This window comes from Stenotrophomonas sp. KH_036_B, assembly GCF_057839485.1.
In genome coordinates this window covers 357,318-382,113 of record NZ_CM174491.1, presented here as the reverse complement: position 1 = coordinate 382,113, position 24,796 = coordinate 357,318, and the positions used below count along the sequence as shown (strand labels likewise).

Genomic DNA, 24,796 nt, shown 5'->3' with positions numbered 1-24,796 from the left:
CCAGTCAGTGATTTCGCTGGCGATGCTATACCGGCGCGGTCTTTCGTGGAACGGTCTTGTCGCAGCCTGTGAGCCGCGCGTGTGCTTGTCAGGACACCGCCAAGGATCTGGCGCGGATCGACATGCTGCGGAAAAGCACTTGAAAACAGCTTCGGACGCACCATCAGAACTTGCCGTAGTAGCCCTCCTTGAGCGCGTCGAACAGGTTGGCGGCCGTGTGCAATTCGCCGTCGTACTCGATCTCCTCATTGCCCTTTACCTCCACAACTGCGCCGTCTTCGAGGTCGAAGCGGTAGGTCGTGTTCTCCAGATCGACCTCCTTGACCAGCACGCCCTGGAACGCGGCGGGGTTGAAACGGAACGTGGTGCAGCCCTTCAACCCCTGCGCGTGGGCGTAGCGGTAGATGTCCTTGAACTGATCGAAGGGGTAGTCGGTGGGGACGTTGGCGGTCTTGGAAATGGAGCTGTCCACCCACTTCTGGGCGGCGGCCTGGACGTCCACGTGTGCCTTGGGCGAGATGTCGTCGGCGGCAATGAAGTAGTCGGGCAGCCGGGCCGCCGGGTCTTCGGCGAACGGCATCGCCTGCGGGTTGACCAGGTGGCGGTAGGCCAGCAGCTCGAAGGAGAACACGTCCACCTTCTCCTTGGTCTTGCGCCCCTCGCGGATCACGTTGCGGCTGTAGTGGTGGGCGAAGGACGGTTCGATGCCGTTGGAGGCGTTGTTGGCCAGCGACAGGCTGATGGTGCCGGTGGGGGCGATGGAGCTGTGGTGGGTGAAGCGCGCGCCGACCTCGGCCAGCGCGTCCACCAGCTCCGGCACCACGCTGGCGATGCGCTGCATGTAGCGGCTGTAGCGCGCGTGCAGCACCTTGCCCTCGATCTGCTGGCCGGCATGCCAGCCGTCGCGCGCCATCTCCGGGCGCTGCCGCAGCATGGCGGCGGTGACCTCGAAGGTGTCCTGCATGATCGGCGCGGGCCCCTTCTCACGGGCCAGGTCAAGGGCGGTCTCCCACCCGGCCACCGCCATCTCGCGGGCGATGGCCTCGGTGAAGTCGCACGCGTCGGGCGCACCGTAGGTCATGCGCAGCATGGCCAGGGACGAACCCAGCCCGAGGAAGCCCATGCCATGCCGGCGCTTGCGCAGGATCTCCTGGCGCTGGCGCTCCAGCGGCAGGCCGTTGACCTCCACCACGTTATCGAGCATGCGGGTGAACACCCGCACCACCTCTTTGTACTCGTCCCAGTCGAAGCGGGCCTGGTCGGTGAACGGGTCGCGCACGAAGCGGGTCAGGTTGACCGAGCCGAGCAGGCAGGCGCCGTAGGGAGGCAGGGGCTGCTCGCCGCAGTTGTGGGCATGCAGGCCGTTGGCGTCGAAGCAGTTGAGGCCAGGCACCTGGACGTCATAGACGTCTTCCTCCCCGTCGGGATCCACGCTTTCGACGGTGGCGAAGAAGCGGCTGCGGTTCATCGCGCGGCGGTAGGCAGCCAGGGTTCGGGTCAGCCGCGCGGCCTTGTCCGTGTCGGCAAACCCAATCAGCGTGTCGTAGCGGGCCACGCCCTCGCCGCTGATCACCAGATCGAACTGGGCCAGGGTGGGGTAGGCACGCTGTCCGCCGCGGCCATCCGGCAGCACCGCGTGCCCGGCCTCGCGGCGAGCGTAGAGCGTGCTGGGGATGCCCTGCCGGAGCAGCATGCGCTGCACGGCCTCCAGACGCGAGCGATCAGACTGCGCCAACCGGATGGATACGCCCTTGCCCTGGGTTCCCTGCACACTGCCGTCGGCGTCGAACAGGCCGCGCAGAAAGCCACGGCAGGCATCGCTGGAGAGTTTTTCCAGTGCCGGGGTGATGGATTTCTGGCCGGCGGACATGCCCAGCTGTTGGGCCAGGTCGCGCAGGGCCGCTGACTTCAACCGCCATTCGCGTCGACCGCTAACCTCGGACCAGCCATTGAAGTCCGCGCGATGCGACACGGTCTTCGCGCAACGGAGTGCTTCGCCCATCAGCGCTCGAACGCCGGGCGCAGGCGTCGCCGGCTCACCATTGGCCACTGCCGCCTGGCTCCACACGGAGAGCACGGCCGCCTCCGCTTTGAGCGTGCCGTCGCCCACCAACAACCCCAGCAGATAGCCCTGCTCATGCGCCAGCGCACCCGGCCAGTGCGACGCAGCACGATGGTCCTGCAGCAGCACTTCATCCCCCGGGCGCAGCTGGCCAGCCTCGCACCATTCGCTCTGCACCTCCCAGCGGGTGCGGCGGGTGACACGGCGAACCCGATGGTCCGCAGTCAGCCGCAGCCGATGGCCTTCGCGGGTCTGCAGGGCCAGCACTGGCTTGCGCGCCGTGCGGAAGAACCCCGCATCGGTAGTGGCATGGTCCTGCCCCTCCACGCGCACGTGGAACCCCTGCCCGATCAGCTCGGCCACCTGGCGTGGACCGTCGGCGGTGTGCACCCAGGTATCGGCGGTGACGCAGGGATTGGTCGCCCTGATGTCCTCGCACCACCAGGTGTTGTTCATTTCGTTTACCCGGTCGATCAGGATGAAACCGGGCTCGGCATAGTCATACGTGGACACCATGATCATGTCCCACAGGTGCCGGGCGCGGACCTGGCCGTAGACGCGGCACGCCACCTGGCCGTCCTCGCGGACGATGTAATTGCGCTGGGTGGGCCAATCGCGCCACTGCACGCGGGCTGGATCGGCCAGGTCGAACTCACTGGCCTCCTGGCGGCTGAGCGGGAACACCAGCGGCCACTCGGCGTCCTGATCCACCGCCTGCATGAAGCCGTCGGTGATCAGCAGCGAGAGGTTGAACTGGCGCAGACGGCCGTCTTCGCGCTTGGCGCGGATGAACTCGCGCACGTCCGGATGCGAGACGTCGAACGTGCCCATCTGCGCGCCGCGTCGGCCGCCGGCCGAGGACACGGTGAAACACATCTTGTCGAAGATATCCATGAAGGACATCGGGCCGGAGGTGTGCGCGCCGGCACCGGCGACGAAGGCACCGCGCGGGCGCAGCGTGCTGAATTCATAGCCGATGCCGCAGCCGGCCTTGAGGGTCAGCCCGGCTTCGTGGACCTTCTGCAGGATGTCGTCCATCGAATCCTCGATGGTGCCCGAGACGGTGCAGTTGATGGTGCTGGTGGCCGGCTTGTGCGCCTGCGCGCCGGCATTGGACGTGATGCGGCCGGCCGGGATGGCGCCGCGGCGCAGCGCCCAGGTGAAGCGCTCCATCCAGTACTGCTGTTGCTCGGCGGTGACCTCGGCCTCGGACAGCGCCTTGGCCACACGCAGGTAGGTGGCGTCGATATCCGCATCGAGCGGCTCACCGTGCTTGGTCTTGAGCCGGTATTTGCGGTCCCAGATGTCCTGGGAGGCCGGCTGCATCGGCACCTGCCCGTCCGGCAGGCCAGTGCGGATCGCGTCCAGTCGCAGCGTGCTCATGGCAGGCAGGCTCCATCGGGTAGCCAGTGTGTGTGCCGCAAGCAGACCCAACAACTTGGGGCACTCCCGGTCGTCACCGCTACATCTAGTGGACGACACGGTTGCAGCTTACGCCGGCACCGGGGCGTGTCAACGGTCCCGATGGTCGCAGGGGCGGGGTCCGCCGCGGACGATCCGGCCGCCGGTTCACGGCCGGGACGGACAGACTCATTCAGCTTGATTTACCGTATGCGTGTTTCCACCGAACCCGCCGAACCCCATGCGACCGCTCCCGACCCTGCTCACGCTTGCGCTTGCCGCCGCCTTCGGTGGCTTCGTCGCCTCCGCCATCAACGCGCACCTGGACAACCGCGCCGAAGCCGCGCCGGCCACCATCGGCATTCCGGCCACGGCCGCGTTGCCGGCCTCCGTGGCGGGGCAGCCGGTGCCGTCGCTGGCGCCGATGCTGGAGCGGGTGATGCCGGCGGTGGTCAGCGTCAACACCAAGCAGGTGGTGCGGGTGCGCAACCCGTTCTTCAACGACCCCTTCTTCCGCCGCCTGTTCCCGGAAGTGCCGCAGGAGCGCATCAACGAGTCGCTGGGCTCGGGGGTGATCATTGACGCCGCTGAAGGCCTGGTGCTGACCAACCACCACGTCATCGACAACGCCGACGATGTGCAGGTGACGCTGTCGGACGGGCGCACGGTCAAAGCCGAGTTCCTCGGCTCGGATGCCGACACCGACATCGCGCTGATCCGCATCCCCACCGGCAACCTGACCGAGATCAAGCTGGGCGACAGCACGCAGCTGCGCGTGGGCGATTTCGTGGTCGCCATCGGCAACCCGTTCGGCTTCAGCCAGACGGTCACCTCGGGCATCGTCTCGGCGGTGGGCCGCAGCGGCATCCGCGGGCTGGGCTACCAGAACTTCATCCAGACTGACGCCTCGATCAATCCGGGTAATTCCGGCGGTGCACTGGTCAACCTGCAGGGCCAGCTGGTGGGCATCAACACCGCCAGCTTCAACCCGCAGGGCAGCATGGCCGGCAACATCGGCCTGGGCCTGGCCATTCCGTCCAACCTGGCCCGCGACGTGGTGGACCAGCTGGTCAAGCATGGCGTGGTGGTGCGCGGCACGCTGGGCATCGAGGCGCAGAACCTGACCCTCGCATTGGCGCAGAACCTGGGGCTGAGCGAGACCCGCGGTGCGCTGGTGACGCGCGTGCTGGCCGGGTCGGGCGCGGCGGCCGCCGGACTCAAGCCGGGTGACGTGGTGGTCACGGCCAACGGCCAGCGGGTGGACAGCGCGCAGGCGTTGCACAACGTGGAAGGGCTGGCCCCGGTGGGCAGCGTGCTGAGCCTGGAGGTGCGCCGCGATGGCAAGCCACTGCAGCTCAAGGCCACGCTGAAGGAGCAGGCGCGTGCGGTCAGCGGCGAATCGCTGGACCCGCGCCTGACCGGCGCCACGTTCGTGGACCTGCCCGAATCGATGCGCCAGGCGGGCTTCAGCGGCGTGCAGGTCAGCGAGGTCAAGCGCGGCAGCCGCGCGGCGACATCGGGATTGGCCGCCGGCGACGTGGTCACCGACGCCAGCGCCGGTGAATTCGCCGACCTGGCCAGCTGGCGCGCCAACTTCCAGCAACGCCCCACCCAGCTGGTATTGCGCATCGTGCGCGGCAACGCGCGCGGCGAACTGGTCATGCGCTGAACCGCTCAGCCGGCCTTCGCGCGCAGCTCACGGCAGCTAACACCCTCTACACCCCGCCGATGCTATTACCTTGTGTTCGTTGCCACGGGTTCGTCCGCGGTCACCTTCCCCATCGCTTACACAGGAGATACACGATGAGCCCCACCAATACCGAGAACCTCAAGGACCACCTGGGTGAAGCCGGTTCGCACCTGAAGTCGGCCACCAGCGCTGCTGGCGGCGCGATCAAGAGCGCGGCCGGTGCCGCGACCGACGAGCTGCGCATCGGCAAGGCCAACGTCAAGGCCGAACTGTCCGACACCGCGCTGTCCGGCCTGGCCGCTGCCGAGTTCGGCGGTGCCGCCGCCAAGGAACAGGTCGATGCGCTGATGGACAAGGGCAAGGACCTGGTCGACAGTGCGGCCGAGCTGATCCGTGAGCGCCCGCTGGCCTCGTTCGGCGTGGCCTTCGCGGCCGGCTGGATCATCGCCAAGCTGGCCCGCGGCAGCGACAAGTAAGTCGGCGTGAGCGATCAAGCACAGTCGACGCCCGACGGTGGGGCGGCAACGCCCCCACCCGAGGGCGATGCGGCGCCCAAGGCACCGCGTCTTGATGAAAGCATTCGCGAGGTCGGCCAGGCCGGCCGCGCCACGGTCGATTCGGCCAAGCACACGCTGCGCTCGCTGCGCCGCCTCGCCTCGTTCGAGTTCGCGCTGGCACGCAGCGCGTTCGGGCGGGCGCTGGCGTGGAGTGGCGTGGCCATCGTGTTCGGTGCCTCGGCCTGGCTGCTGCTGGCCGGTACGCTGATCGCGCTGATGCAGCGCTGGGGCCTGTCGTGGTTCCATTCGCTGCTCATTACCTCGCTGGTGAGCCTGGCGATGACCGGCTACGCCATCTGGCGGGTGTCGTTCTTCTTCCGCCACACCGGCATGCACGCCACCCGCCGCCAGTTGTCGCGGCTGGGGTTGTTTGACGAGCCCACCGACGAGGACCCCGATGCGCATGTCGGGCCCACGGAGCGTACGCCATGAAGTTCGAAGCCCTGCGACATCGCGTGAAGCGCGCCGAACAGGTGGTCTCGATCCGGGCCAACGAGACCCAGTGCAACTGGTTCACGCTGAGCCAGGTCTGGCGCGAAGGCTGGACCCCGCTGCGGATCATCACCGTCGGCATGGCCGGCGGCTTCCTGGCCGGCAAGCTGGAGCCCGGCAACGCACGCTTCCACGGTGCGCGCTGGCTGCAGATGATCGGTTCGGCCTCCAACCTGGTGGCCAGCGCGCAGGCCGCGTTCGCCTCGATGCAGGCCAGCGAGGCGGCGGACACCGCCGAAGAAGCCGCCGACAAGGTGGACGAAGCCAGCGAGACGGTGACGCAGGCGTCGGCTGCGCCGGCGGCACCCATTGCACGGCCCGCCGCGCCGCGTGCCAACGTGACCGCCACGCTGCAGGCGGCACAGCCGCAACCGGCGGAAGCGGCTACGGATGTTTCCGAGCGATAGGGGGTCGCCCTACCCACGGTAGGGCGCTACCGATGTATTTGGACGCCCTTTACCGGGTAACGCTGCTCCCGATGGTTCAACACGCCGCACGCACCCGGGTTACCCAATAATGCGTCTCCTCTCCAGCGTGCGATCAGCATGAGCGTCCCTGCGCCTTCCCCCGTCGATGCCGATGCCGATGCCGTTGCGGTGGCGGCACCGTCTCCGCCGCGCCCACGCGCGCCCATGTCGCTGGTGGTGCTGGCCACGCTGGCGGTGGGCTTTACGCTGTGGGCCGCGCAGGAGGTGATCCTGCCGGTGCTGCTGGCGATGTTCTTCGCGCTGGTGGGCAACCCGATCCTGCGCTTGCTCGGGCGCCTGTGGGTCCCGCGTTTCCTGGCCGCCGTGCTGGTGATCGGGGTCGGGCTGAGTGGTGCGGCCGCGCTGGGCGTGCAGCTGGTGGGCCCGGCCATGGAATGGGCGCAGGAAGCGCCGCAGCAGCTGCGCAAGGTGGCCCGCCAGGTGCAGAACCTGACCAAGCCGGTGCAGCAGGCCAACCTGGCCGCGGAGAACTTCGCGCGGGTGGCCGGCGGTGAAAGCAGCCGCAAGGTGCAGGTGGTGCGTACCCAGCTCGATGACCCCTACCGCGTACTCACCCGCGCGCCACGCCTGGCCGCCTCGGTGCTGGCAGTGGTGCTGCTGACCCTGTTCTTCATGATCTACGGGCAGAGCCTGCAGAAGCATGCCATCGCGTTGTTCCCCAGCCGCCAGCAGCAGCGCTTCACCACCGACATCCTGCGGTCGATCGAACGCGAGGTCTCGCGCTATGTATTGACCATCACCGTGATCAACGCGCTGGTAGGCCTGATTTTTTCAGGAGTGCTGCTGCTGTTGGGCATCAGCCTGCAGGAGGCATTGCTGTGGGGCACGGTGGCCGCCCTGCTGAACTTCGCGCCGTACGTCGGCCCGCTGATCGGGGTGACGCTGATGCTGCTGATGGGCTTTGTGGAGTTCAGCGACCCGTTCAAGGCCCTGCTGCCCGCCGCCTGCTACCTGGCCCTGCATACCATCGAGGGGCAGATCGTCACCCCCATCGTGCTGGGCCGGCAGATGGCGATTTCGCCGCTGATCCTGATCCTGGCGCTGATGCTGTTCGGCTGGCTGTGGGGCATGGTCGGGCTGCTGCTGTCGGTGCCGCTGCTGGTGTGCATCAAGCTGGTGCTGGCGCGGCTGGACGGTACCCAGGGCTGGGCCAAGCTGTTGGAGTAGAGCCACGCCCTGCGTGGCTGACCCCACAGGCGTAGAATGCCCGGGTGAATTTCCCAGTCCAAGCCATCACCCTCGACCTCGACGACACCCTGTGGCCGTTCGCCCCCATCGGCGCCCGCATTGACCAGGTGTTGTACGAGTGGATGCTCCAGCACAGCCCCGCCACCGCCGCGATGTACCCGGTGGCGGCGATGCGCGAACTGCGCGAGCGCTCCTTCCATGACAACCCGCAGCTGCACCACGACCTGGGCGCGCTGCGCCGGCTCACGCTGAGCGAAGCGCTGGAGAAGAGCGGCGCCGACCTCGCCCTGCTGGAACCGGCATACGAGGCGTTCTACGCCGCGCGCAACCAGGTGGAGTGCTACCCGGACGCGCTGGAGGCGCTGGCGCGCATCGCCGCGCGGGTGCCGGTGGCCGCGCTCAGCAACGGCAACGCCGACCTGCAGCGGATCGGGCTGTCCCATCACTTCGCCTTCCAGCTGGGCTCGCGCGAACACGGCGCGGCCAAGCCGGCCGCCAGCATCTTCCACGCCGCCTGCGAACGCCTCGGCGTGCCGCCGGCGCAGGTGCTGCACGTGGGCGACCACGTCGACATGGACGTGGTGGGCGCCATGCAGGCCGGCCTGCGCGGCTGCTGGATCAACCGCGTCGAGCACACCTGGACCCATCCTTCGCTGCAGCCCGACCTGCAGTTCGACACCCTGACCGGATTGGCCGACTGGCTGGATGCGAACGCATCGGCCCAGCACGCCTGACCACGCACGGAGCCTCATTGCGCATGACCCAGATCAATGGTTTCACCACCGATGCCAGCAGGGCCCTGCCCCTGCATGTGATGGAACGCGAGCAGTTCGCCGCATGGCGCACGCAGCAGTCGCCGGCCGTGGTGGCCTGGCTGGATGCGCAGCGCTTCAACGGCAGCGGCGGCAGCGTGGTGCTGCTGCCCGGGGAACACGGCCTGGCCGGGGCAGTCGTCGGCGTGGGTGACCCGGGCGATGCCTACGCCTACGCGCATGCGCCGTTCGCCCTGCCGGAAGGCACCGTGTGGCGGGTGGAAGGCGCCCTGCCGGCCAACATCGAACCCCTGCTGCACCTGGGCTGGGGCCTGGGCAGCTACCGCTTCGCGCGTTACCGCAAACCCAACCGCGCGCCGGCCCAGCTGCTGGCCACGCCGTCCGCGGAAGTGCGTGATGTGATCGCCGCCAGCCTGCGCGTGCGCGACTGGGTCAACACACCCACCGAAGACATGGGCCCGCAGCAGCTGGAAGACGCCGCACGCGAACTGGCCGCCGCGCATGGCGCGCAGGTCGAGGTGATCACCGGCGATGCGCTGCTGGAGCAGAACTTCCCGGCGATCCACGCCGTGGGCCGCGCCTCGCACCGTGCGCCGCGCCTGATCGCGCTGCGCTGGGGCCAGGCGGGTCAGCCGCACGTGGCACTGGTCGGCAAGGGCGTGTGCTTCGACACCGGCGGGCTGGACATCAAGCCGGCCGACGGCATGCGCAACATGAAGAAGGACATGGGCGGTGCCGCGCATGCGCTGGCCCTGGCCGGGCTGGTCATGGCCCAGCAGCTGCCGGTGCAGCTGACCCTGCTGATCGCGGCGGTGGAAAACGCGATCGGGCCGGATGCATTCCGCCCGGGCGAAGTGATCGCCACGCGCAAGGGCCTGAGCATCGAGATCGACAACACCGACGCCGAAGGCCGCCTGGTGCTGTGCGATGCGCTCACCTATGCCAGCGAGCAGCAGCCGGAGATCGTGCTGGACTTCGCCACGCTCACCGGCGCGGCGCGCATCGCGCTGGGCCCGGACCTGCCGGCGCTGTTCAGCAACAACGACACGCTCGCCCAGCAGTGGCTGCAGGCCGGTGAAAGCACCCGCGACCCGGTCTGGCGCATGCCGCTGTGGCGGCCGTACCTGCGCTACCTGCACAGCGGCATTGCCGACCTGGCCAACGCCGGTTCGCGCATGGCCGGTTCGGTCACCGCTGCGCTGTACCTGGAGCGGTTCATCGGCGAAGGCCAGGTGTGGGCGCATCTGGACGTGTACGCCTGGAATGACGGCGAGCGCCCGGGGCGTCCTGCCGGCGGTGAGGCGTTGGCGTTGCGGTCGGCGTGGGCGATGTTGAAGGGTCGCTACGCGTAATGGGTGTCCGGCCGGCGGCCGGACCTACGACGTGCTGAGTCGGTTCGAATCTTGTCGAAAATGTGAATATCCGGGCGATCGGGGTTCTGACACCATGGGCCGCACCCACCCCTCACGTTCGAGAAGGCAGGTAACGGCCCATGTCGCTCTTCCGCTACACCCGTGCCGGCCGTGAGCCGGACGCCCCGCGCCCGCATTCGCCGCTGTTCTGGCTGGCGGTGATCGCGCTGATTGCCGGCCTGCTGGTGCTGGCCTTCGCCTGGCTGGCCGGCTGGATCGGCCGCGACCGCGCCACCGCGCAGACCTTCACCGACACCATCGAAGCCACCGGCGCCAACCACCCCGGCTTCCGCCGTGCGCACAGCAAGGGCGTGTGCGTGAGCGGCACGTTCGCCGGTACGCCGGCAGGCGCGGCACTGAGCTCGGCGCGGGTCTTCCGCCAGCAGCAGGTGCCGGTACTGGGCCGGCTCTCGATCGGCGGCGCCGATCCGCACGGGCCCGATGCCAATGCACGGGTGCGCAGCATGGCCCTGCAGCTGGTCACCGATGACGGGCAGGAATGGCGCACGGCGATGAACAGCTTCCCGTTCTTTGCCGTGCCCACGACCGAGGCCTTCCTCGAGCAGACCCGCGCCGGCATTCCCGACCCGGCCACCGGCAAGCCGGACCCGGCGAAGATGGCGGCCATCGCGGCCAAGTACCCCTCCGCGCGCGCGTTCGGGGCGTGGGCCAAGACCGCGCCGTGGTCCACCAGCTGGGCCAACACGGACTACAACGGCGTGAACAGCTTCCGCTTCACCGCGGCAGACGGAAAGACCCAGGTGGTGCGCTGGAGCATGCGTCCGCAGGCGCCGTTTGAAGCGATGAGCGCCGAGCAGCGCGCGCAGGCCAGCCTGGATTACCTGGCCGACGAATTCGGCCAGCGGCTGGCCCAGGGCCCGGTGCGCTGGGACATGTGGGTAACCATTGCCGACGACGGCGATGCCATCAACGACCCGTCCATTCCCTGGCCGGACGCGCGCCGGCAGGTGAAGGTGGGCACGCTGAGCCTGGCCGCGATGCAGCCGCAGGCCGGCGGTGCGTGCAACAACGTCAACTTCGATCCGCTGATCCTGCCCAGCGGTATCGCCGGCACCGACGATCCCATCCTGGCCGCGCGGTCGGCGGTGTATTCGGTCTCCTTCAACCGCCGCGAGCGCGAAGTGGCCAGCGGCACCGCCGAGCAGGCCACCGGCAAGGAGCAGGCGCGATGAACCGCGATACGGGCCATTTCAACCTCACCGCGCGCGTGCTGCACTGGCTGATGGCCGCGCTGATCCTGACCATGTTGTTCGTGGGCGTGACCATGGTGGCGTCGCTGCAGTGGCGGCCGATGCTGGTGGACCTGCACCGGCCGCTGGGCATCGCGATCCTGCTGCTGGCGCTGCTGCGCCTGGTCAACCGCCTTCGCCACCGTCCGCCGCCGTTGCCGGCCGACCTGCCGGCCTGGCAGGCCGCTGCCGCGCATGCCTCGCACTGGGTGCTGTATGGATTGATGCTGGCCATGCCGCTGGTGGGCTGGGCGATGCTGTCCGCCGGCGGCTACCCCATCCAGATGTGGAGCGGCGTGCACCTGCCGGCCATCGTGCCGCATGACCCGTCGTTGTATGCGGCACTGCGCAGCGCGCACAGCCTGCTGGCGTATGTGCTGTTTGCCACGGTGGTGGCGCACCTGAGTGCGGCGCTGTTCCATCTGTGGGTGCGGCGCGATGGGGTGTTCCAGGCCATGGCGAAGGGCCCCAACAGCAGCGGCAAGTAACGTAGAGCCACGCCCTGCGTGGCTGCTTTTGGGTTGCCTGACATCGCGCAGCCACGCAGGGCGTGGCTCTACAACCACCCTTTCTGCCGGGCCAGGCGGTAGGCCTCGATGCGGTTGGCCACGCCCAGTTTGCCGATGCATTCAGATAGATAGTTGCGCACGGTGCCGTGCGACAGCCCCAGCTGGGCGGCGATCTCACCGGCCGAACGGCCGTCGCCGGACAGCCGCAGCACCTGGCGCTCGCGATCATTGAGCGGGTCGGCCTGCGACCACGCATCCAGTGCCAGCTGCGGGTCGATGGCGCGACCGCCGTGCTGTACCTGGCGCAATGCATCGGCCAGCTTCTCGGCGGGCGCATCCTTGAGCAGGTAGCCGCATACGCCAGCCTCCAGCGCGCGGCGCAGAAATCCCGAGCGCGCGAAGGTGGTCACGATCACCACCTTGATCGGCAGGCCCTGGCGGGTGATGCGCTGGGCCAGTTCCAGACCGGAAAGTCCCGGCATCTCGATGTCGGTGACCAGGATGTCCGGCTGCAGCTGCTGCAGCATCCGCCACGCGGCTTCGCCATCGGCCGCCGCACCCAGCACCTCGATGTCCGGCTCCAGCCCGAGCAGCGCCGACAGCGCACCGCGCACCATCGCCTGGTCTTCGGCCAGCACGATGCGGATCATGGCAGCACCCCGCCTGGCAGCGCCGCGACGCGTTCGTGGAGCGGCGCCGGTACCACCGTGGTGGGCGCCGGCAGCGGTACCTGCACGGTCACGGTGGTGCCCTGCCCGCGCGCCGACCGCACCTGCAACGTACCGCGCAATGCGGCCACGCGTTCGCGCATGCCGGTCAGCCCGTTGCCGTCGGACTGCACATCGCCACGGCCGTCATCGCGGATCTGCATGCTGAGCGTGCGCGTGTCCTGCTCGAACTGCACCCAGGCCTGGTTGGCCTGCGCATGCCGCACGATGTTGGTGGCCGCCTCACGCAGCACCAGCGCCAGCGCGCGTTCGACCTCCACCGGCATCGGCGGTGGCGGGGCGTAGTCCAGGTGCACGTGCTGGCATTCCAGCAGCAGCCGCGCGGCCGCCAGTTCGGCCGTCAGGTCGCTGGCGCGGATGCCGGTGACCGCACTGCGCACTTCCGCCAGCGCCTGGCGGGCGATGCCCTCCGCTTCGGTGACCTCCAACCGCGCGCGGTCCGGGTCGCGGTCGAACAGCTTGCGCGACAGCTCCAGTTTCAAGGTGATCAGCGACAGCGTGTGGCCCAGCAGGTCGTGCAGGTCGCGCCCGATGCGTTCGCGTTCGGCGGTGGCGGCCAGCCGGCGCACCTCGTCCTGGGACAGCTTCAACGCCGCATCGCGATCCTTGTTGATGCTTTCCACGGTGATGATGACGCCGATGATGAAGGTCATCGAGGGAATCCACACCATCAGTTGCCAGTGGTAGCCAAGCGACAACGCGATGCCGACGAACAGGGCATTGAGCACCAGCAGCTGCGCCAGGTAACGCCGGACGCTGCCGGTGCGGCACACCCGCAGCGTGACGCAGCCGAAGATGAAATAGCTGATGCCCGACGGGTACCACGGCAGCAGCGCCAACCCCATGACCACCATGGCCAGTGCATAGCGCGGTGCGTGCCGGCGCGGTGCCAGCAGCTGGCGGGCAAACAGCGCTACGAACACCGGGTAGGTCAGCACGGTCAGCCACAGCCAGGTGAGGCTGTAGCCACTGCCGAAGATGGGCGTGAAGAACACCCAGCCGGTCCACAGCAGGTGCACGGCGTCGGACCAGGCCGGCTTGCCGCGCCGCAGGTTGTCGGCCACGGCCGAATCCGGGGCGGGGCGCAGCAATGCAGCAAGCCAGTGGGGCAGCACGGTCGGTTCCGGTGGCGGGTAATCAGGCGCGATCATGGCAGCTTCCTCAGCAGGAATGGATGCAGCGTTGTTTCTCAGGTAGAGCCACGCCCTGCGTGGCTGCGCGGTGCCCGGGGTGCACATGGCCCGACGCGAAGGGCAGACACGCGCGGCGTGTCCCTACGATCCCGGGTCGGCATTGGCACATCCAGTGTCGCGCCTCACCTCAAGCAGGTGACAGCTGTCACTGCCCGGAAGGCCCGGTCTACGGGCATGCTGTGCCCCAGCCACTCCCCAGCCGGTTTGCCCGCGACCCGGGTTGCGGTCACACTCGGCCCGATTCCACGTCCCAGAGTCATGATGAACGCATCCGCTGAACTTCTGAAGGAACTCCGCATCGACCGCAAGAAGGCGTCGGCCCCGCCGCCGTCCTCGCCACGCCGCGGCCTGTGGATCGTGATGGCGGTGATCGTCCTGCTGGTGCTGGGCGGCATTGCCTGGTTCGTGTTCGGTCGCCAACGCCCCATCGAAGTGACCACCGCGCCGGTGGTGGCCATCCAGCAGGGCACGTCCAGCAGCTCGGTGCTCGACGCCAGCGGCTACGTGGTGGCCCGGCGCATGGCCACCGTGTCGGCCAAGATCACCGGCAAGGTGCGCGAAGTGATGATCGAGGAAGGCATGCGGGTGGAGGAAGGCCAGGTCATGGCCACCCTGGACCCCATCGATGCCAACGCACAGCGCAGCCTCTCGGCCTCGCAGCTGGAAGCCGCCCGCAGCCAGCTCGCCGGGTTGCAGGCGCAGGTGTCACAGGCCGACGCCGAAGCCGGGCGACTGCAGACCCTGGTCGGCCAGCAGCTGGTCTCGCGCTCGCAGTACGACCTGGCCATGGCCCAGCGCGACAGCCTGCGCGCGCAGCTGCGCACCGCGCAGCGCAATACCCGCGTGGCTGGCGACGCGCTGGCCATCGCCGACCTGGGCGTGGACAACAACGTGGTGCGCGCGCCGTTCTCCGGCGTGGTCACCGCCAAGGCCGCGCAGCCGGGCGAGATCGTGTCGCCGCTGTCGGCCGGCGGCGGGTTCACCCGCACCGGCATCGGCACCATCGTGGACATGGATTCGCTGGAGATCGAAGTCGAGGTGGGCGAGGCCTTCATTGGCCGCGTGCAGCCGAAGATGCCGGTCGAGGCCACGCTCAATGCCTACCCGGACTGGAAGATTCCGGCCGAGGTGATCGCCATCATCCCCACCGCCGACCGCGGCAAGGCCACGGTCAAGGTGCGCGTGGCACTGAAGACCAAGGACCCGCGCATCGTGCCGGAGATGGGCGTGCGGGTGAGCTTCCTGGAGTCGGCCACGCCGGCCCAGGCGGCGGCGCCCAAGGGCGTGCGTGCACCGGCCTCGGCGCTGGTGGAACGTGACCAGAAGACGGTGGCCTTCGTGGTGGCCGACGACCGGCGCGTGCAGCAGGTACCGGTCACCGTGGGCGTGGCATTGAACAACGACCGCCAGGTCACCGCCGGCCTCACCGCCGGGCAACAGGTGGTGACCAACCCGCCGCTGGAGCTGCGCGATGGCAGCGCGGTGGTGGAGAAACAAGCACCGTAACCGGCGACACGACCAACGGTCGTGTCCTGCCGGGGGGTTCCACTGATTCGTTCCACCGGTAGCGCACGACCGTTGGTCGTGCGTGCCTTTCCGCCTACGGAGAACCACCCATGTCCACCCTGGTTTCGCTCCGCAACATCACCAAGACCTACCAGCGCGGCCCCGAGAAGGTGCAGGTGCTGCACGGCATCGACCTGGACATCGAGCGCGGCGATTTCGTCGCGCTGATGGGCCCGTCCGGCTCGGGCAAGACCACCCTGCTCAACCTGATCGGCGGGCTGGACACGCCCACCGGCGGCGAGATCGAGATCGAAGGTGAGCGCATCGACCGCATGTCCGGTGGCCAGCTCTCCACCTGGCGCAGCCACCACGTCGGCTTCGTGTTCCAGTTCTACAACCTGATGCCGATGCTGACCGCGCAGAAGAACGTTGAACTGCCGCTGCTGCTCACCCACCTGGGTGCGGCGCAGCGCAAGCGCAATGCCGAGATCGCGCTGACCCTGGTGGGCCTGGCCGACCGCCGCAGCCACCGCCCCAATGAGCTGTCCGGCGGCCAGCAGCAGCGCGTGGCGATTGCCCGCGCGATCGTCTCCGACCCGACCTTCCTGATCTGCGACGAGCCGACCGGCGACCTGGACCGCCAGTCCGCCGAAGAGATCCTGGGGCTGCTGCAGCAACTCAACCGCGAACACGGCAAGACCATCATCATGGTCACCCACGACCCCAAGGCCGCCGAGTACGCCACCCATACGGTGCACCTGGACAAGGGTGAGCTGGCCGAAACACCCGCTGCCCACTGAAGGAGATGCCGCGATGAAGTATTTCTCGCTGATCTGGGCACAGCTGTTCCGCAGCAAGACGCGGACCCTGTTGACCCTGCTCTCGGTGGTGGCTGCCTTCCTGCTGTTTGGCATGCTCGATTCGGTACGCGTGGCCTTCAGCTCGGGCGGAAGCGTGGAAGGGGCGAACCGCCTGATCGTCGCCTCGCGCCTGTCCATCACCCAGTCCCTGCCCATCCGACTGGAACCGCAGGTACGGCAGGTGGCCGGGGTCAAGGACGTCACCTACGGCATGTGGTTCGGCGGCATCTACCGCGACCCGAAGAACTTCTTCGCCAACTTCTCGGTGGCGCCGAACTACTTCGACGTGTACCGCGAGCTGCAGTTGCCGCCAGACCAGGCCAAGGCCTTCCAGGACACGCGCACGGGTGCGGTGGTCGGCGAAACACTGGCCAAGGAGTTCGGCTGGAAGATCGGCGACACCATTCCGCTGCAGGCCACCATCTTCCCGCGGGGCGGCAGCAACGACTGGCCGCTGCAGCTGGTGGGCATCTACCGCTCCAAGGACCGCACGCTGGCGGCCAACGAAGAGCGCCAGCTGATGATGAACTGGAAATACTTCGATGAGTCCAACGACTACATCAAGAACCAGGTGAGCTGGTACACGGTGACGCTCGACAACCCCGACCATGCCTCGCGCGTGGCCCAGGCCATCGATGCGATCTCGGCCAATTCGGACCATGAAACCAAGACCCAGACTGAATCGGCGTTCCAGCAGGCGTTCGTCAAGCAGTTCGCCGATATCGGCCTGATCGTCACCTCGATCATGGGCGCGGTGTTCTTCACCCTGCTGCTGTTGACCGGCAACACCATGGCCCAGGCGGTGCGCGAGCGCGTGCCGGAACTGGCCACGCTGAAGACGCTGGGCTTCCACGACCGCACGGTGCTGGTGCTGGTGATGATCGAAGCGGTGCTGCTGATCGGCCTGGGCGGTGCGATCGGGATGGGCCTGGCCGCGGTGATCCTGCCGGTGCTGGCGCCCAAGACCATGGGGCTGCTGCCGCCGCAGGTGCCGGTGCAGACCTGGATGATGGGGATCGGGCTGATCGTGGTGATCGGCATCGTGGTGGGCCTGCTGCCGGCGCTGCGCGCCAAGCGGCTGAAGATCGTCGATGCATTGGCCGGCCGCTGAGCCCGGGAGAACGACATGAAGAAGCAATGGCTGGGAAATGCGCTGTCGATCCTGCTGCTGGCGATTGGCTTGGGGATCTGGATTGCACTGCCGTGGATCGGCGTGCTGGTGCTGGCGGTGCTGCTGGTGCTGTGGCTGCTGCTCACCCGCAGTGGGCGGCTGGCGCTGGCGGCCACGCGGATCGGTATCGCCAGCCTGCCGCAGCGCTGGGGCGCCTCGTCGGTGGTGGTGGTGGGCATTGCCGGCGTGGTCGGCGTACTGGTCGCCATGCTGGCGATGGGCGAGGGCTTCCAGGCCACGCTCAACAGCACCGGCGATGACACCACGGCGATCGTGCTGCGCGGCGGCTCGCAGGCGGAAACCAACTCGGTGATCATGCGCGACCAGGTGCCGCTGCTGTCCACCCTGCCCGGCGTGGCCAAGGACGAGCGCGGCCGTGCGCTGATTTCGCCGGAGCTGTCACAGGTGGTCAACCTGGTTTCCAAGGGCGACGGCACCGACGTCAACGCGCAGTTCCGCGGCGTGGGTGAAATGGCGTGGGCGGTGCATGACAAGGTCAAGATCACCCAGGGCCGCCGCTTCAACGCCGGCCTGCGCGAGATCGTGGTCGGCAAGGGCGCGCAGGGTCAGTTCCGCGGGTTGGAGGTGGGCCACACACTGGTGCTCGGCAACCAGGACTGGACGGTGGTAGGCGTGTTCAATTCGGGCGATGCGCATGATTCGGAGCTGTGGACCGACGCGCAGACCCTGGCCACGACCTACCAGCGCAGCGCTTGGCAGTCGATCAGCGTGCGTACCGAAGGAACGCCCGGGTTCGAGCAGTTCAAGACGGCCGTGGCGGCCGACCCGCGCCTGAAGCTGGACGTGGAAACCACCCGGGCCTACTACGCCAAGCAGGGCGGCGGCCTGAACAAACTGATCAGTGTGCTGGGGACGGTGATCGGCGCGATCATGGCCATCGGCGCGGTGTTCGGCGCGCTCAACACCATGTACGCCGCCGTGGCCACGCGTGCGCGCGAGATTGCCACCATGCGCGCGATCGGTTTCCGTGGCGTGCCGGTGGTCACCGCGATCATGCTGGAAACCATGCTGCTGGCCTTGATCGGCGGGGTGTTGGGCGGCCTGGTGGCGTGGGCCATCTTCAACGGCTACAGCGTGTCCACCATCGGCAGCAACTTCAGCCAGGTGGTCTTCCAGTTCAAGGTCTCGCCGGACCTGCTGTGGAGCGGCTTGAAGTGGGCGTTGGGCATCGGCCTGGTCGGCGGGCTCTTCCCGGCGCTGCGCGCGGCGCGGTTGCCGATCACCACGGCGCTGCGTGAGACCTGATGCGGACACCCACCGTGCCCCGGGAGGGACACGGTGGGGTATTACACGAAGGGTGCGGCCAGGGACTTCAGAGGAGGCGGCACTGGATCTTTTCCGCGGCACGGCCGCAGTAATACTGCACGTCGCCGCCGTCGGGCACCGGCATCCCGATGACCTCCACCCCGGCCCAGTCGGCGCGCTGCTTGAAGAACGGTACCAGCGAGCGTGGATAGCGCACCACGCGCGGGCCGCCATCGGGGTACAGGAAGTCTTCGGCCTTCTCCTGGATCGTGGTGAAGTAATCCGCGGAGCGCAGGTACTCCCATCGACGGGTTTCATAGTCGAAGAACGACTCCATGTAACCCAGCGAGCTGTCGGTGTTGAGCCGCGATATCAAGGGCGCCTGGCCAAGCTGCTGCGATTCAAAGCGCAGGATCCGGCCGTGCTCGGTATCTGCGCTTAGAAATTCGAAGCGCCGCGCCGGCGTCACGAAGCGCCGCACGATTTCCCTGGCTTCGAGGTGCCGGGGATTCAGGTCGGTGAGATGGTGACCCCAGAGCACCGTGTTGCTCTGCACCTGCTCGTTGAGCACGTGCGGCGAGCCGGGCGCCTGCAGCGATACCGAGCCCCATTGGTCGACAAACTCGCCTCGGCTCTTGTAATAGATTCTCATCATCGCGGTGTACTGCGTCCTCAACCAGGCCGGCGGCACGAAATGCGTGGCAACGAGCTGCCCGCCCTCGCTGGTGACCCGGAAGCCCTGGATGTTGGTCTGGCTTTCGCCGTCGTAGATGAAGTGCTCCCCCACCCCGAGCGATCGTGCACGCGCGTACATCTCATCAGGCGTGCAGAAGTAGCACACCATGGCAACGGGATCTTCCATTCTCGACTCGGCCATGCCCTGGAACGGCAACGCGGCCAGCAGCAACCAGCCTAGCTGTTTCATGATCTGCATCTCCTCCTGATAACCCGCACGCGCGGGCACCGGCAGTTCAGCAGGGGGCGGGGCATGCGCCTATCGGAATCCGGCGAAATGGGGATCTTCAGATACACCCACCGCAATCATGCATTCGGTAGAGCCACGCCCTGCGTGGCTGCGCAATGCGTCAGCGCCCGATGGGTTGCCGCGAACGCCACAGGCTGTCGCCAATGAACAGCAGCAGCCCGGTCCAGATCGCGGCGAAGCCCACGGCCTTGGCGGTATCGAAGGGTTCGCGGAAGAAGAACACGCCCAGCAGCAGGCCCAGGCTGGGGGCGATGTACTGCAGGATGCCCACCAGCGACAGCGGGATGCGTTTGACCCCATAGGCGAAGCCAATCAGCGGCAGGGCCGTGACCACGCCCCCGACGATCAGCAGCAGGTCGTTGCGCCAGCCCCAACCACCGAAGAAGCCACCGCCATGGCCGGTCTCGCTCCACAGCGCGAAGCCCATCGCCGGCAGGAACAGGTACAGGCTTTCGATGCCCAGCCCGGCCACCGGGTCGACCGAGATCAGCTTGCGCAGCAGGCCGTACAGGCCGAACGAACAGGCCAGCCCCAGCGCGATCCACGGGGGCGTACCGGCGTCGATGGTCAGCCACGCCACACCGGCCGCGGCGCAGGCCACGGCGAGCCACTGCAGGCCGCGCAGGCGCTCCTTGAGCACCACCACGCCCAGCACCACGCTCACCAGCGGGTTGATGAAGTAGCCCAGGCTGGTTTCGATCACGTGGCCGGCATTGATCGCCCAGATGTACAGGCCCCAGTTGAACGCGATGGCCAGGCTGCTCAGCGCCAGCGTGGGCAGCGCGCGCGGCTGCGCGGCGATCTGCCTCCACCAGCCGGTGCCGCTGCTGAGCAGCAGCCAGGCCACCACCAGCACGGTGCTCCAGATGATGCGGTGGGCAATGATCTGCTGCGACGGCACCGCTTTCAGCAGATGCCAGTAGACCGGCACCAGCCCCCACAGGGTGAAGGTGAATGCGGTGATGGCCAGACCCCGGCGTTGCTCCTGCAGGGTCGTGCTGTCCACGGCGCTCATCGGCCGCGCGTCCGTGCCAGGGTCAGCACCAGCACACCGGCCAGGATCACGCCCATGGCCAGCAGGTCATGCGCGCCGAACTGCTCATGGCCGATCAGCGCCCCCAGGATCACCGCGATCACCGGGTTGACGTAGGCATAGCTGGCCGCCAGCGCCGGCCGCACGTTCTGCAGCAGCCACACGTAGGCGGTGAACGCGACGATGGAGCCGAACATGCACAGGTAGGCCACGGCCAGCAGGCCGTCCATGCTGGGCCAGGTAGTGGGGCGCTCACCGGTGGCCAGGCCGAGCGCGACCAGCATCACCCCGCCGCACAGCATCTGCCCGGCGGCGGTCATGAACGGGCTGGGCAGGTCCAGGCTGCGCGCCCAGACCGAGCCGAGGGCCCAGCCCACCGGCGCGATCAGCAGCAGGATCAGGCCCTGCGGCGAGGCGGTGAGGCTGCTGCCGGCATTGAGCCAGACCACCCCGAGGAAGCCGATGGCGATGCCCAGCCATTCGCCCCGGCTGGCGTGCTGGCCGCGCAGGGCGCCGAACAGCGCCATCCACAGCGGCACCGAGGCCACGGCGGTGGCGGCCAGGCCCGAGGACACCGTGCGTTCGGCCAGTACCACCATGCCGTTGCCCAGCACCAGCATGGTGAGGCCCATGATGCCCAGATTGCGCCATTGGCGACGTGTCGGCGCCGGCATGCCACGCCAGCGCAGCACCGCGTACATCAGCGTGCCGGCGATGATGAAGCGCGCCCCGGAGACTGTCGTCAATGGCAGTGCACCGCCCTCCAGCGCCAGCCGGATGCCCAGATAGGTGGACCCCCACACGACGTAGACCAGCAGCAGGGCCAGGACGACCAGGCCGCTGCGGGGAGCGGCCGGCGGGGTTGCAGGGGAGACGGCCATACACGACCAGCAGGCGGGGGAGAGGCGATTCTAGGCGTTTGCCACCGGGCCAGCATGCACCGCGTTGGCACGCTGTCGTGCAGGGGGCTAGTCATAAGGTGCAATGCCCACCCGTCATGCACGTGAGGTAAGGTAAAAAGCAGGTGCCCCGGGATCCTGAACCGGGCAGGCGCTGTCCAGAATCACCGCTCCACCGCGAGGACCGTTTTCCAGCATGAGCATTTCCCCCTCCCTTTCCGCGCCAGCCACCGACAAGGCCGCGCTCAAACGCTCGATCTCCAACACCCTGAAGGGGTCGGCGGGCAACCTTGTCGAGTGGTACGACGTCTACGTCTACTCGGTGTTCGCGGTCTATTTCGAGTCGCAGTTCTTCTCGGCCGCCGACAAGAACTCCACCATGTACGTATGGGCCATCTTCGCGGCCACCTTCCTGATGCGCCCGATCGGCGCGTGGTACTTCGGTCGCTTCGCCGACCGTTATGGCCGCCGCCTGGCGCTGACCGTGTCGGTGACGATGATGGCGGCCTGCTCGTTCATGATCGCGCTGACGCCCACCGCCGCGTCCATCGGTGGCTGGGCCGCGCTGATCCTGCTGTTCGCCCGCCTGCTGCAGGGCTTCGCCACGGGCGGGGAGTACGGCACCAGCGCCACGTACATGTCCGAAGCGGCGCTGCCCGGCCGTCGCGGCTTCCTGTCCTCGTTCCATTACGTCACCCTGGTGGGTGGCCACGTGCTGGCGCAGCTGACGCTGTTCACCATGCTGCTGTTCTGGGAAAAGCCGGAAATCTCGGCCTGGGGCTGGCGCATCGCCTTCGGTATCGGCGGCCTGGCCGCGATCGTGGTGTTCTGGCTGCGTCGTTCCATGGACGAATCGCTCGGCCAGGAGTCCATCGAAGCCGCACGCGAAGGCCGCGCCAAGGCCTCCGGCTCGATGTACGAGCTGTTCGTGCACCAGTGGCGTCCGCTGCTGCTGTGCTTCCTGATCACCGCCGGCGGCACCGTGGCCTTCTACACCTATTCGGTCAACGGGCCGAAGATGATCCAGAGCGCGTTCGCCGGTACCGACGTGATGACCGGTACGTTGATCAACCTGGGCGTGCTCACCTTCCTGATGCTGCTGCAGCCCATTGGCGGCTGGTTGTCGGACATCGTGGGCCGCAAGAGCCTGCTGGTGTTCTTCGGCGTGGGCGGCGTGCTGTACAGCTGGTACCTGATCACCGAGCTGCCGAACCAGCATGACCCGCTGATCGCGTTCCTGACCCTGGCGCTGGGCTTTGTGATCCTCACCGGCTACACCTCGATCAACGCCGTGGTGAAGGCCGAGCTGTTCCCCACCCACGTGCGTGCGCTGGGCGTGGGCTTTGGCTACGCAATGGCCAACTCGCTGTTCGGCGGCACCGCACCGTTGCTGTACCAGGGTGCGCTGAAGACCGGCCGCGTGGGCGACTTCGCCATCTATGTCACGGCGATCATCGCGGTGTCGCTGTTCGTGTACGTGTTCTTCCTGAAGAACAAGGGCGCGAACTATCTGGATGGCACGCTGAAATGATCGCGTAGTGCCGGCCGCTGGCCGGCAACCGCCGCACACCATGACGCCGGGCATTGCCCGGCGTTTTTTGTGGGGTCACGGTGCACGCGTCACGAACAACGGGCGGCAGGTCACGACCGTTGGTCGTGCCCCCCCCGCGATCAACGCCGCGCTGCGTCGCTTTGTTCACGCGCCTTGCGGAACTCCGAGCCGTCTTCCCACTGCGGCCAGCGGCGGGTGTTGGCCAGTTCCACGCCCAGGTCGTAGACCAGCAGGGTGTCGGCGGCGTGCCCGGCCGGGTCCCAGGTCGGGGTCCAGGCGTCGCAGGCCTGGTGGTAGCAGTCGGCGAAGTACTTCTCGCGCAGCGCCTTGCCGGCCTCCACGCCACCGTCCAGCGTGTCCAGCCCCGGCCCGATGGTGATCGCCGGCACGCCCAGGCGGGCGAAGGCGAAGTGGTCGGCGCGGTAGAAGAAGCCCGCTTCAAGGTTCGGGTCCGGCGTGTAGCTGCGCCCGCGCGCCTTGGCCACGCGCTCCAGGTCGCCTTCCAGCGAAACCCGGCCCTTGCCCCAGGACGCGATGTCACGGGTGGCACCGTCCGGACTGAACATCTCGATGTTGATCACCGCCGCGGTCTTCTCCAGCGGTACCAGCGGGTGCGCGGCGTAGTAGCTGGCACCGAGCAGGCCCTTCTCCTCGGCGGTGAGCGCCACGAAGTACAGCGTGCGTTGCGGCTGCGGGCCGGCGGCGAATACCCGGCCCAGTTCCAGCACCGTGGCCACGCCGGTGGCGTTGTCGATCGCGCCGCGACGGATGCGGTCGCCCTTGGCATCGGGCTGGCCGATGCCGAAGGCGTCCCAATGGGCGGAGAAGATCACCGCCTCGTCGGCATGCGCGCCACCGGGCAGCTTGGCCACCACGTTGCGGCTGATCACCTGCTCGCGCTTGAGCTTGAACTGTGCCGACAAGGTGGCATCGCCCAGGGCGACCGGCTTGAACGCCGGGCTCATCGCCTTGCGCTTCTCCGCGTCGAAATCCAGGCCCGCATCGCGGAACAGCTGCTCGGCCTGGCTGCGTGCCAGCCAGCCCCGAAGCGGTACGTGCTGGGCCAGGGCCTGGTCGCGCGGGCGCTCGATATCAAACAGCGGCGAGGTGCCCGATGCACGCACGGTGGCCCAGCCGTAGGCGGCCGGCGCGGTCTCGTGCACGATCAGCACGCCCTGCGCACCGCGCCGCGCGGCTTCCTCGAACTTGTAGGTCCAGCGGCCGTAATAGGTCACCGCCTTGCCATCGAACGCACCCGGCTGGTCGGCCTCGAAATCCGCGTCGTTGATCAGCACCACGGCGATCTTGCCGTGCAGGTCCAGGTCCTTGTAGTCGTTCCACTGGCGCTCGGGGGCATCGATGCCGTAGCCGACGAACACCAGCGGCGCGTTGCGGATGTCCACCGCGTCCTGCGGGCGCAGGCTCTGCACGGTAACGTCCTCACCCACGCTGAGGTCGCGCGACGCGCCCTTCTGGCGCAGCTGCACGCGGGCCTTGCCGTCCACCTGCGCGCGCACCATCGGCACCGGCTGCACCCAGCCGCCATCGGTGCCGCCCGGCTGCAGACCGTACTTGCCGAACTCTTCGATGAGGTACTGCACGGTGCGCTCTTCGCCGGCCGAGGCCGGGGCGCGCCCCTCGAATTCGTCCGAGGCGAGGATGCGTACGTGCCGCGACAGTGCCTGCGGGTCGATGCCACCGCCGGGCAGGTCATTGGCGGCGTGGGCCAGGCCGCCCACGAACAGACAGGACGACAACAGCAGCATGCGCATCGGATTCAC

Annotated in this window: 21 protein-coding genes; 14 read left to right on the top strand and 7 right to left on the bottom strand. The window is 68.1% G+C overall.

Features of this window, described 5'->3' with window-relative positions; translation table 11 throughout:
• Nucleotides 1-163: 163 nt before the first annotated feature.
• On the bottom strand, nucleotides 164-3,445 hold the full coding sequence (locus tag AC3ITN_RS01615; RefSeq protein ID WP_489391844.1) for an LAGLIDADG family homing endonuclease: 3,282 nt from the start codon (nucleotides 3,443-3,445) through the stop codon (nucleotides 164-166).
• Nucleotides 3,446-3,704: 259 nt separating this feature from the next.
• Here AC3ITN_RS01615 and AC3ITN_RS01610 point away from each other — a divergent pair, with 259 nt between their 5' ends.
• From AC3ITN_RS01610 to AC3ITN_RS01570, 9 genes are all read left to right on the top strand, one after another.
• The gene (locus AC3ITN_RS01610) at nucleotides 3,705-5,132 is read left to right on the top strand and encodes a Do family serine endopeptidase (RefSeq protein ID WP_489391843.1); all 1,428 of its coding nucleotides are present in this window, start codon (nucleotides 3,705-3,707) and stop codon (nucleotides 5,130-5,132) included.
• A gap of 134 nt (nucleotides 5,133-5,266) precedes the next feature.
• Nucleotides 5,267-5,629, top strand: a complete 363-nt coding sequence (locus AC3ITN_RS01605; protein ID WP_313347329.1) for a hypothetical protein — start codon at nucleotides 5,267-5,269, stop codon at nucleotides 5,627-5,629.
• Nucleotides 5,630-5,635: 6 nt separating this feature from the next.
• Nucleotides 5,636-6,142, top strand: coding sequence for a phage holin family protein (locus tag AC3ITN_RS01600; RefSeq protein WP_313347328.1), 507 nt, complete (start codon nucleotides 5,636-5,638; stop codon nucleotides 6,140-6,142).
• Complete coding sequence (locus AC3ITN_RS01595; protein ID WP_489391842.1) at nucleotides 6,139-6,609, top strand: protein sip-5; 471 nt, start codon at nucleotides 6,139-6,141, stop codon at nucleotides 6,607-6,609. Before AC3ITN_RS01600 ends, AC3ITN_RS01595 begins: the two co-directional genes overlap by 4 nt.
• Nucleotides 6,610-6,747: 138 nt before the next feature.
• Nucleotides 6,748-7,857, top strand: coding sequence for an AI-2E family transporter (locus tag AC3ITN_RS01590; protein ID WP_489391841.1), 1,110 nt, complete (start codon nucleotides 6,748-6,750; stop codon nucleotides 7,855-7,857).
• 44 nt (nucleotides 7,858-7,901) lie between these two features.
• Entirely contained in the window at nucleotides 7,902-8,612 is a 711-nt protein-coding gene (locus AC3ITN_RS01585; RefSeq protein ID WP_489391840.1) for an HAD family hydrolase, read from the top strand.
• Nucleotides 8,613-8,635: 23 nt separating this feature from the next.
• On the top strand, nucleotides 8,636-10,003 hold the full coding sequence (locus AC3ITN_RS01580) for a leucyl aminopeptidase family protein (protein ID WP_489391839.1): 1,368 nt from the start codon (nucleotides 8,636-8,638) through the stop codon (nucleotides 10,001-10,003).
• Between the two features lie 140 nt (nucleotides 10,004-10,143).
• Nucleotides 10,144-11,256: a catalase family peroxidase gene (locus tag AC3ITN_RS01575; protein ID WP_313347323.1), complete on the top strand. Its 1,113-nt coding sequence runs from the start codon at nucleotides 10,144-10,146 to the stop codon at nucleotides 11,254-11,256.
• Nucleotides 11,253-11,801, top strand: a complete 549-nt coding sequence (locus tag AC3ITN_RS01570; RefSeq protein WP_489391838.1) for a cytochrome b — start codon at nucleotides 11,253-11,255, stop codon at nucleotides 11,799-11,801. Before AC3ITN_RS01575 ends, AC3ITN_RS01570 begins: the two co-directional genes overlap by 4 nt.
• Before the next feature lie 68 nt (nucleotides 11,802-11,869).
• On the opposite strand, the gene AC3ITN_RS01565 is transcribed toward AC3ITN_RS01570, so the two are convergent.
• The gene (locus AC3ITN_RS01565; RefSeq protein WP_313347321.1) at nucleotides 11,870-12,472 is read right to left on the bottom strand and encodes a response regulator; all 603 of its coding nucleotides are present in this window, start codon (nucleotides 12,470-12,472) and stop codon (nucleotides 11,870-11,872) included.
• A complete protein-coding gene (locus AC3ITN_RS01560; RefSeq protein WP_489391837.1) occupies nucleotides 12,469-13,701 on the bottom strand; it encodes a sensor histidine kinase in 1,233 nt (410 codons plus the stop codon). Before AC3ITN_RS01560 ends, AC3ITN_RS01565 begins: the two co-directional genes overlap by 4 nt.
• Before the next feature lie 303 nt (nucleotides 13,702-14,004).
• On the opposite strand from AC3ITN_RS01560, the gene AC3ITN_RS01555 reads away from it, so the two are divergent.
• The 4 genes from AC3ITN_RS01555 to AC3ITN_RS01540 all read left to right on the top strand — a co-directional run bounded on the left by AC3ITN_RS01555 (nucleotide 14,005) and on the right by AC3ITN_RS01540 (nucleotide 18,546).
• A complete protein-coding gene (locus tag AC3ITN_RS01555) occupies nucleotides 14,005-15,249 on the top strand; it encodes an efflux RND transporter periplasmic adaptor subunit (protein ID WP_489391836.1) in 1,245 nt (414 codons plus the stop codon).
• A 110-nt stretch (nucleotides 15,250-15,359) separates the two neighbouring features.
• Complete coding sequence (locus AC3ITN_RS01550) at nucleotides 15,360-16,049, top strand: ABC transporter ATP-binding protein (RefSeq protein ID WP_313347315.1); 690 nt, start codon at nucleotides 15,360-15,362, stop codon at nucleotides 16,047-16,049.
• A gap of 13 nt (nucleotides 16,050-16,062) precedes the next feature.
• Complete coding sequence (locus AC3ITN_RS01545) at nucleotides 16,063-17,220, top strand: ABC transporter permease (protein WP_489391835.1); 1,158 nt, start codon at nucleotides 16,063-16,065, stop codon at nucleotides 17,218-17,220.
• A 15-nt stretch (nucleotides 17,221-17,235) separates the two neighbouring features.
• Nucleotides 17,236-18,546, top strand: coding sequence for an ABC transporter permease (locus tag AC3ITN_RS01540; RefSeq protein WP_489391834.1), 1,311 nt, complete (start codon nucleotides 17,236-17,238; stop codon nucleotides 18,544-18,546).
• Nucleotides 18,547-18,613: 67 nt separating this feature from the next.
• On the opposite strand, the gene AC3ITN_RS01535 is transcribed toward AC3ITN_RS01540, so the two are convergent.
• From AC3ITN_RS01535 to yedA, 3 genes are all read right to left on the bottom strand, one after another.
• Nucleotides 18,614-19,471, bottom strand: coding sequence for a hypothetical protein (locus AC3ITN_RS01535; protein ID WP_489391833.1), 858 nt, complete (start codon nucleotides 19,469-19,471; stop codon nucleotides 18,614-18,616).
• A gap of 160 nt (nucleotides 19,472-19,631) precedes the next feature.
• Entirely contained in the window at nucleotides 19,632-20,546 is a 915-nt protein-coding gene (gene rarD, locus AC3ITN_RS01530) for an EamA family transporter RarD (RefSeq protein ID WP_489391832.1), read from the bottom strand.
• Nucleotides 20,543-21,445, bottom strand: a complete 903-nt coding sequence (gene yedA / locus AC3ITN_RS01525) for a drug/metabolite exporter YedA (RefSeq protein WP_313347307.1) — start codon at nucleotides 21,443-21,445, stop codon at nucleotides 20,543-20,545. Before yedA ends, rarD begins: the two co-directional genes overlap by 4 nt.
• 214 nt (nucleotides 21,446-21,659) lie before the next feature.
• Here yedA and AC3ITN_RS01520 point away from each other — a divergent pair, with 214 nt between their 5' ends.
• Complete coding sequence (locus AC3ITN_RS01520) at nucleotides 21,660-22,994, top strand: MFS transporter (RefSeq protein ID WP_489391831.1); 1,335 nt, start codon at nucleotides 21,660-21,662, stop codon at nucleotides 22,992-22,994.
• Nucleotides 22,995-23,134: 140 nt separating this feature from the next.
• On the opposite strand, the gene AC3ITN_RS01515 is transcribed toward AC3ITN_RS01520, so the two are convergent.
• A complete protein-coding gene (locus tag AC3ITN_RS01515) occupies nucleotides 23,135-24,787 on the bottom strand; it encodes a M28 family metallopeptidase (protein WP_489392859.1) in 1,653 nt (550 codons plus the stop codon).
• Nucleotides 24,788-24,796 lie beyond the last annotated feature (9 nt).

Bases quoted from the DNA above. Each gene is read 5' to 3' on its own strand.
- AC3ITN_RS01570 (WP_489391838.1), top strand. From the start codon at position 11,253: ATGAACCGCGATACGGGCCATTTCAACCTCACCGCGCGCGTGCTGCAC.
- AC3ITN_RS01615 (WP_489391844.1), bottom strand. From the start codon at position 3,445: ATGAGCACGCTGCGACTGGACGCGATCCGCACTGGCCTGCCGGACGGG.
- AC3ITN_RS01535 (WP_489391833.1), bottom strand. From the start codon at position 19,471: ATGAAACAGCTAGGCTGGTTGCTGCTGGCCGCGTTGCCGTTCCAGGGC.
- AC3ITN_RS01565 (WP_313347321.1), bottom strand. From the start codon at position 12,472: ATGATCCGCATCGTGCTGGCCGAAGACCAGGCGATGGTGCGCGGTGCG.
- AC3ITN_RS01610 (WP_489391843.1), top strand. From the start codon at position 3,705: ATGCGACCGCTCCCGACCCTGCTCACGCTTGCGCTTGCCGCCGCCTTC.
- AC3ITN_RS01550 (WP_313347315.1), top strand. From the start codon at position 15,360: ATGTCCACCCTGGTTTCGCTCCGCAACATCACCAAGACCTACCAGCGC.
- AC3ITN_RS01580 (WP_489391839.1), top strand. From the start codon at position 8,636: ATGACCCAGATCAATGGTTTCACCACCGATGCCAGCAGGGCCCTGCCC.
- AC3ITN_RS01605 (WP_313347329.1), top strand. From the start codon at position 5,267: ATGAGCCCCACCAATACCGAGAACCTCAAGGACCACCTGGGTGAAGCC.
- rarD (WP_489391832.1), bottom strand. From the start codon at position 20,546: ATGAGCGCCGTGGACAGCACGACCCTGCAGGAGCAACGCCGGGGTCTG.
- yedA (WP_313347307.1), bottom strand. From the start codon at position 21,445: ATGGCCGTCTCCCCTGCAACCCCGCCGGCCGCTCCCCGCAGCGGCCTG.
- AC3ITN_RS01545 (WP_489391835.1), top strand. From the start codon at position 16,063: ATGAAGTATTTCTCGCTGATCTGGGCACAGCTGTTCCGCAGCAAGACG.
- AC3ITN_RS01520 (WP_489391831.1), top strand. From the start codon at position 21,660: ATGAGCATTTCCCCCTCCCTTTCCGCGCCAGCCACCGACAAGGCCGCG.
- AC3ITN_RS01560 (WP_489391837.1), bottom strand. From the start codon at position 13,701: ATGATCGCGCCTGATTACCCGCCACCGGAACCGACCGTGCTGCCCCAC.
- AC3ITN_RS01540 (WP_489391834.1), top strand. From the start codon at position 17,236: ATGAAGAAGCAATGGCTGGGAAATGCGCTGTCGATCCTGCTGCTGGCG.
- AC3ITN_RS01590 (WP_489391841.1), top strand. From the start codon at position 6,748: ATGAGCGTCCCTGCGCCTTCCCCCGTCGATGCCGATGCCGATGCCGTT.
- AC3ITN_RS01575 (WP_313347323.1), top strand. From the start codon at position 10,144: ATGTCGCTCTTCCGCTACACCCGTGCCGGCCGTGAGCCGGACGCCCCG.
- AC3ITN_RS01595 (WP_489391842.1), top strand. From the start codon at position 6,139: ATGAAGTTCGAAGCCCTGCGACATCGCGTGAAGCGCGCCGAACAGGTG.
- AC3ITN_RS01555 (WP_489391836.1), top strand. From the start codon at position 14,005: ATGAACGCATCCGCTGAACTTCTGAAGGAACTCCGCATCGACCGCAAG.
- AC3ITN_RS01515 (WP_489392859.1), bottom strand. From the start codon at position 24,787: ATGCGCATGCTGCTGTTGTCGTCCTGTCTGTTCGTGGGCGGCCTGGCC.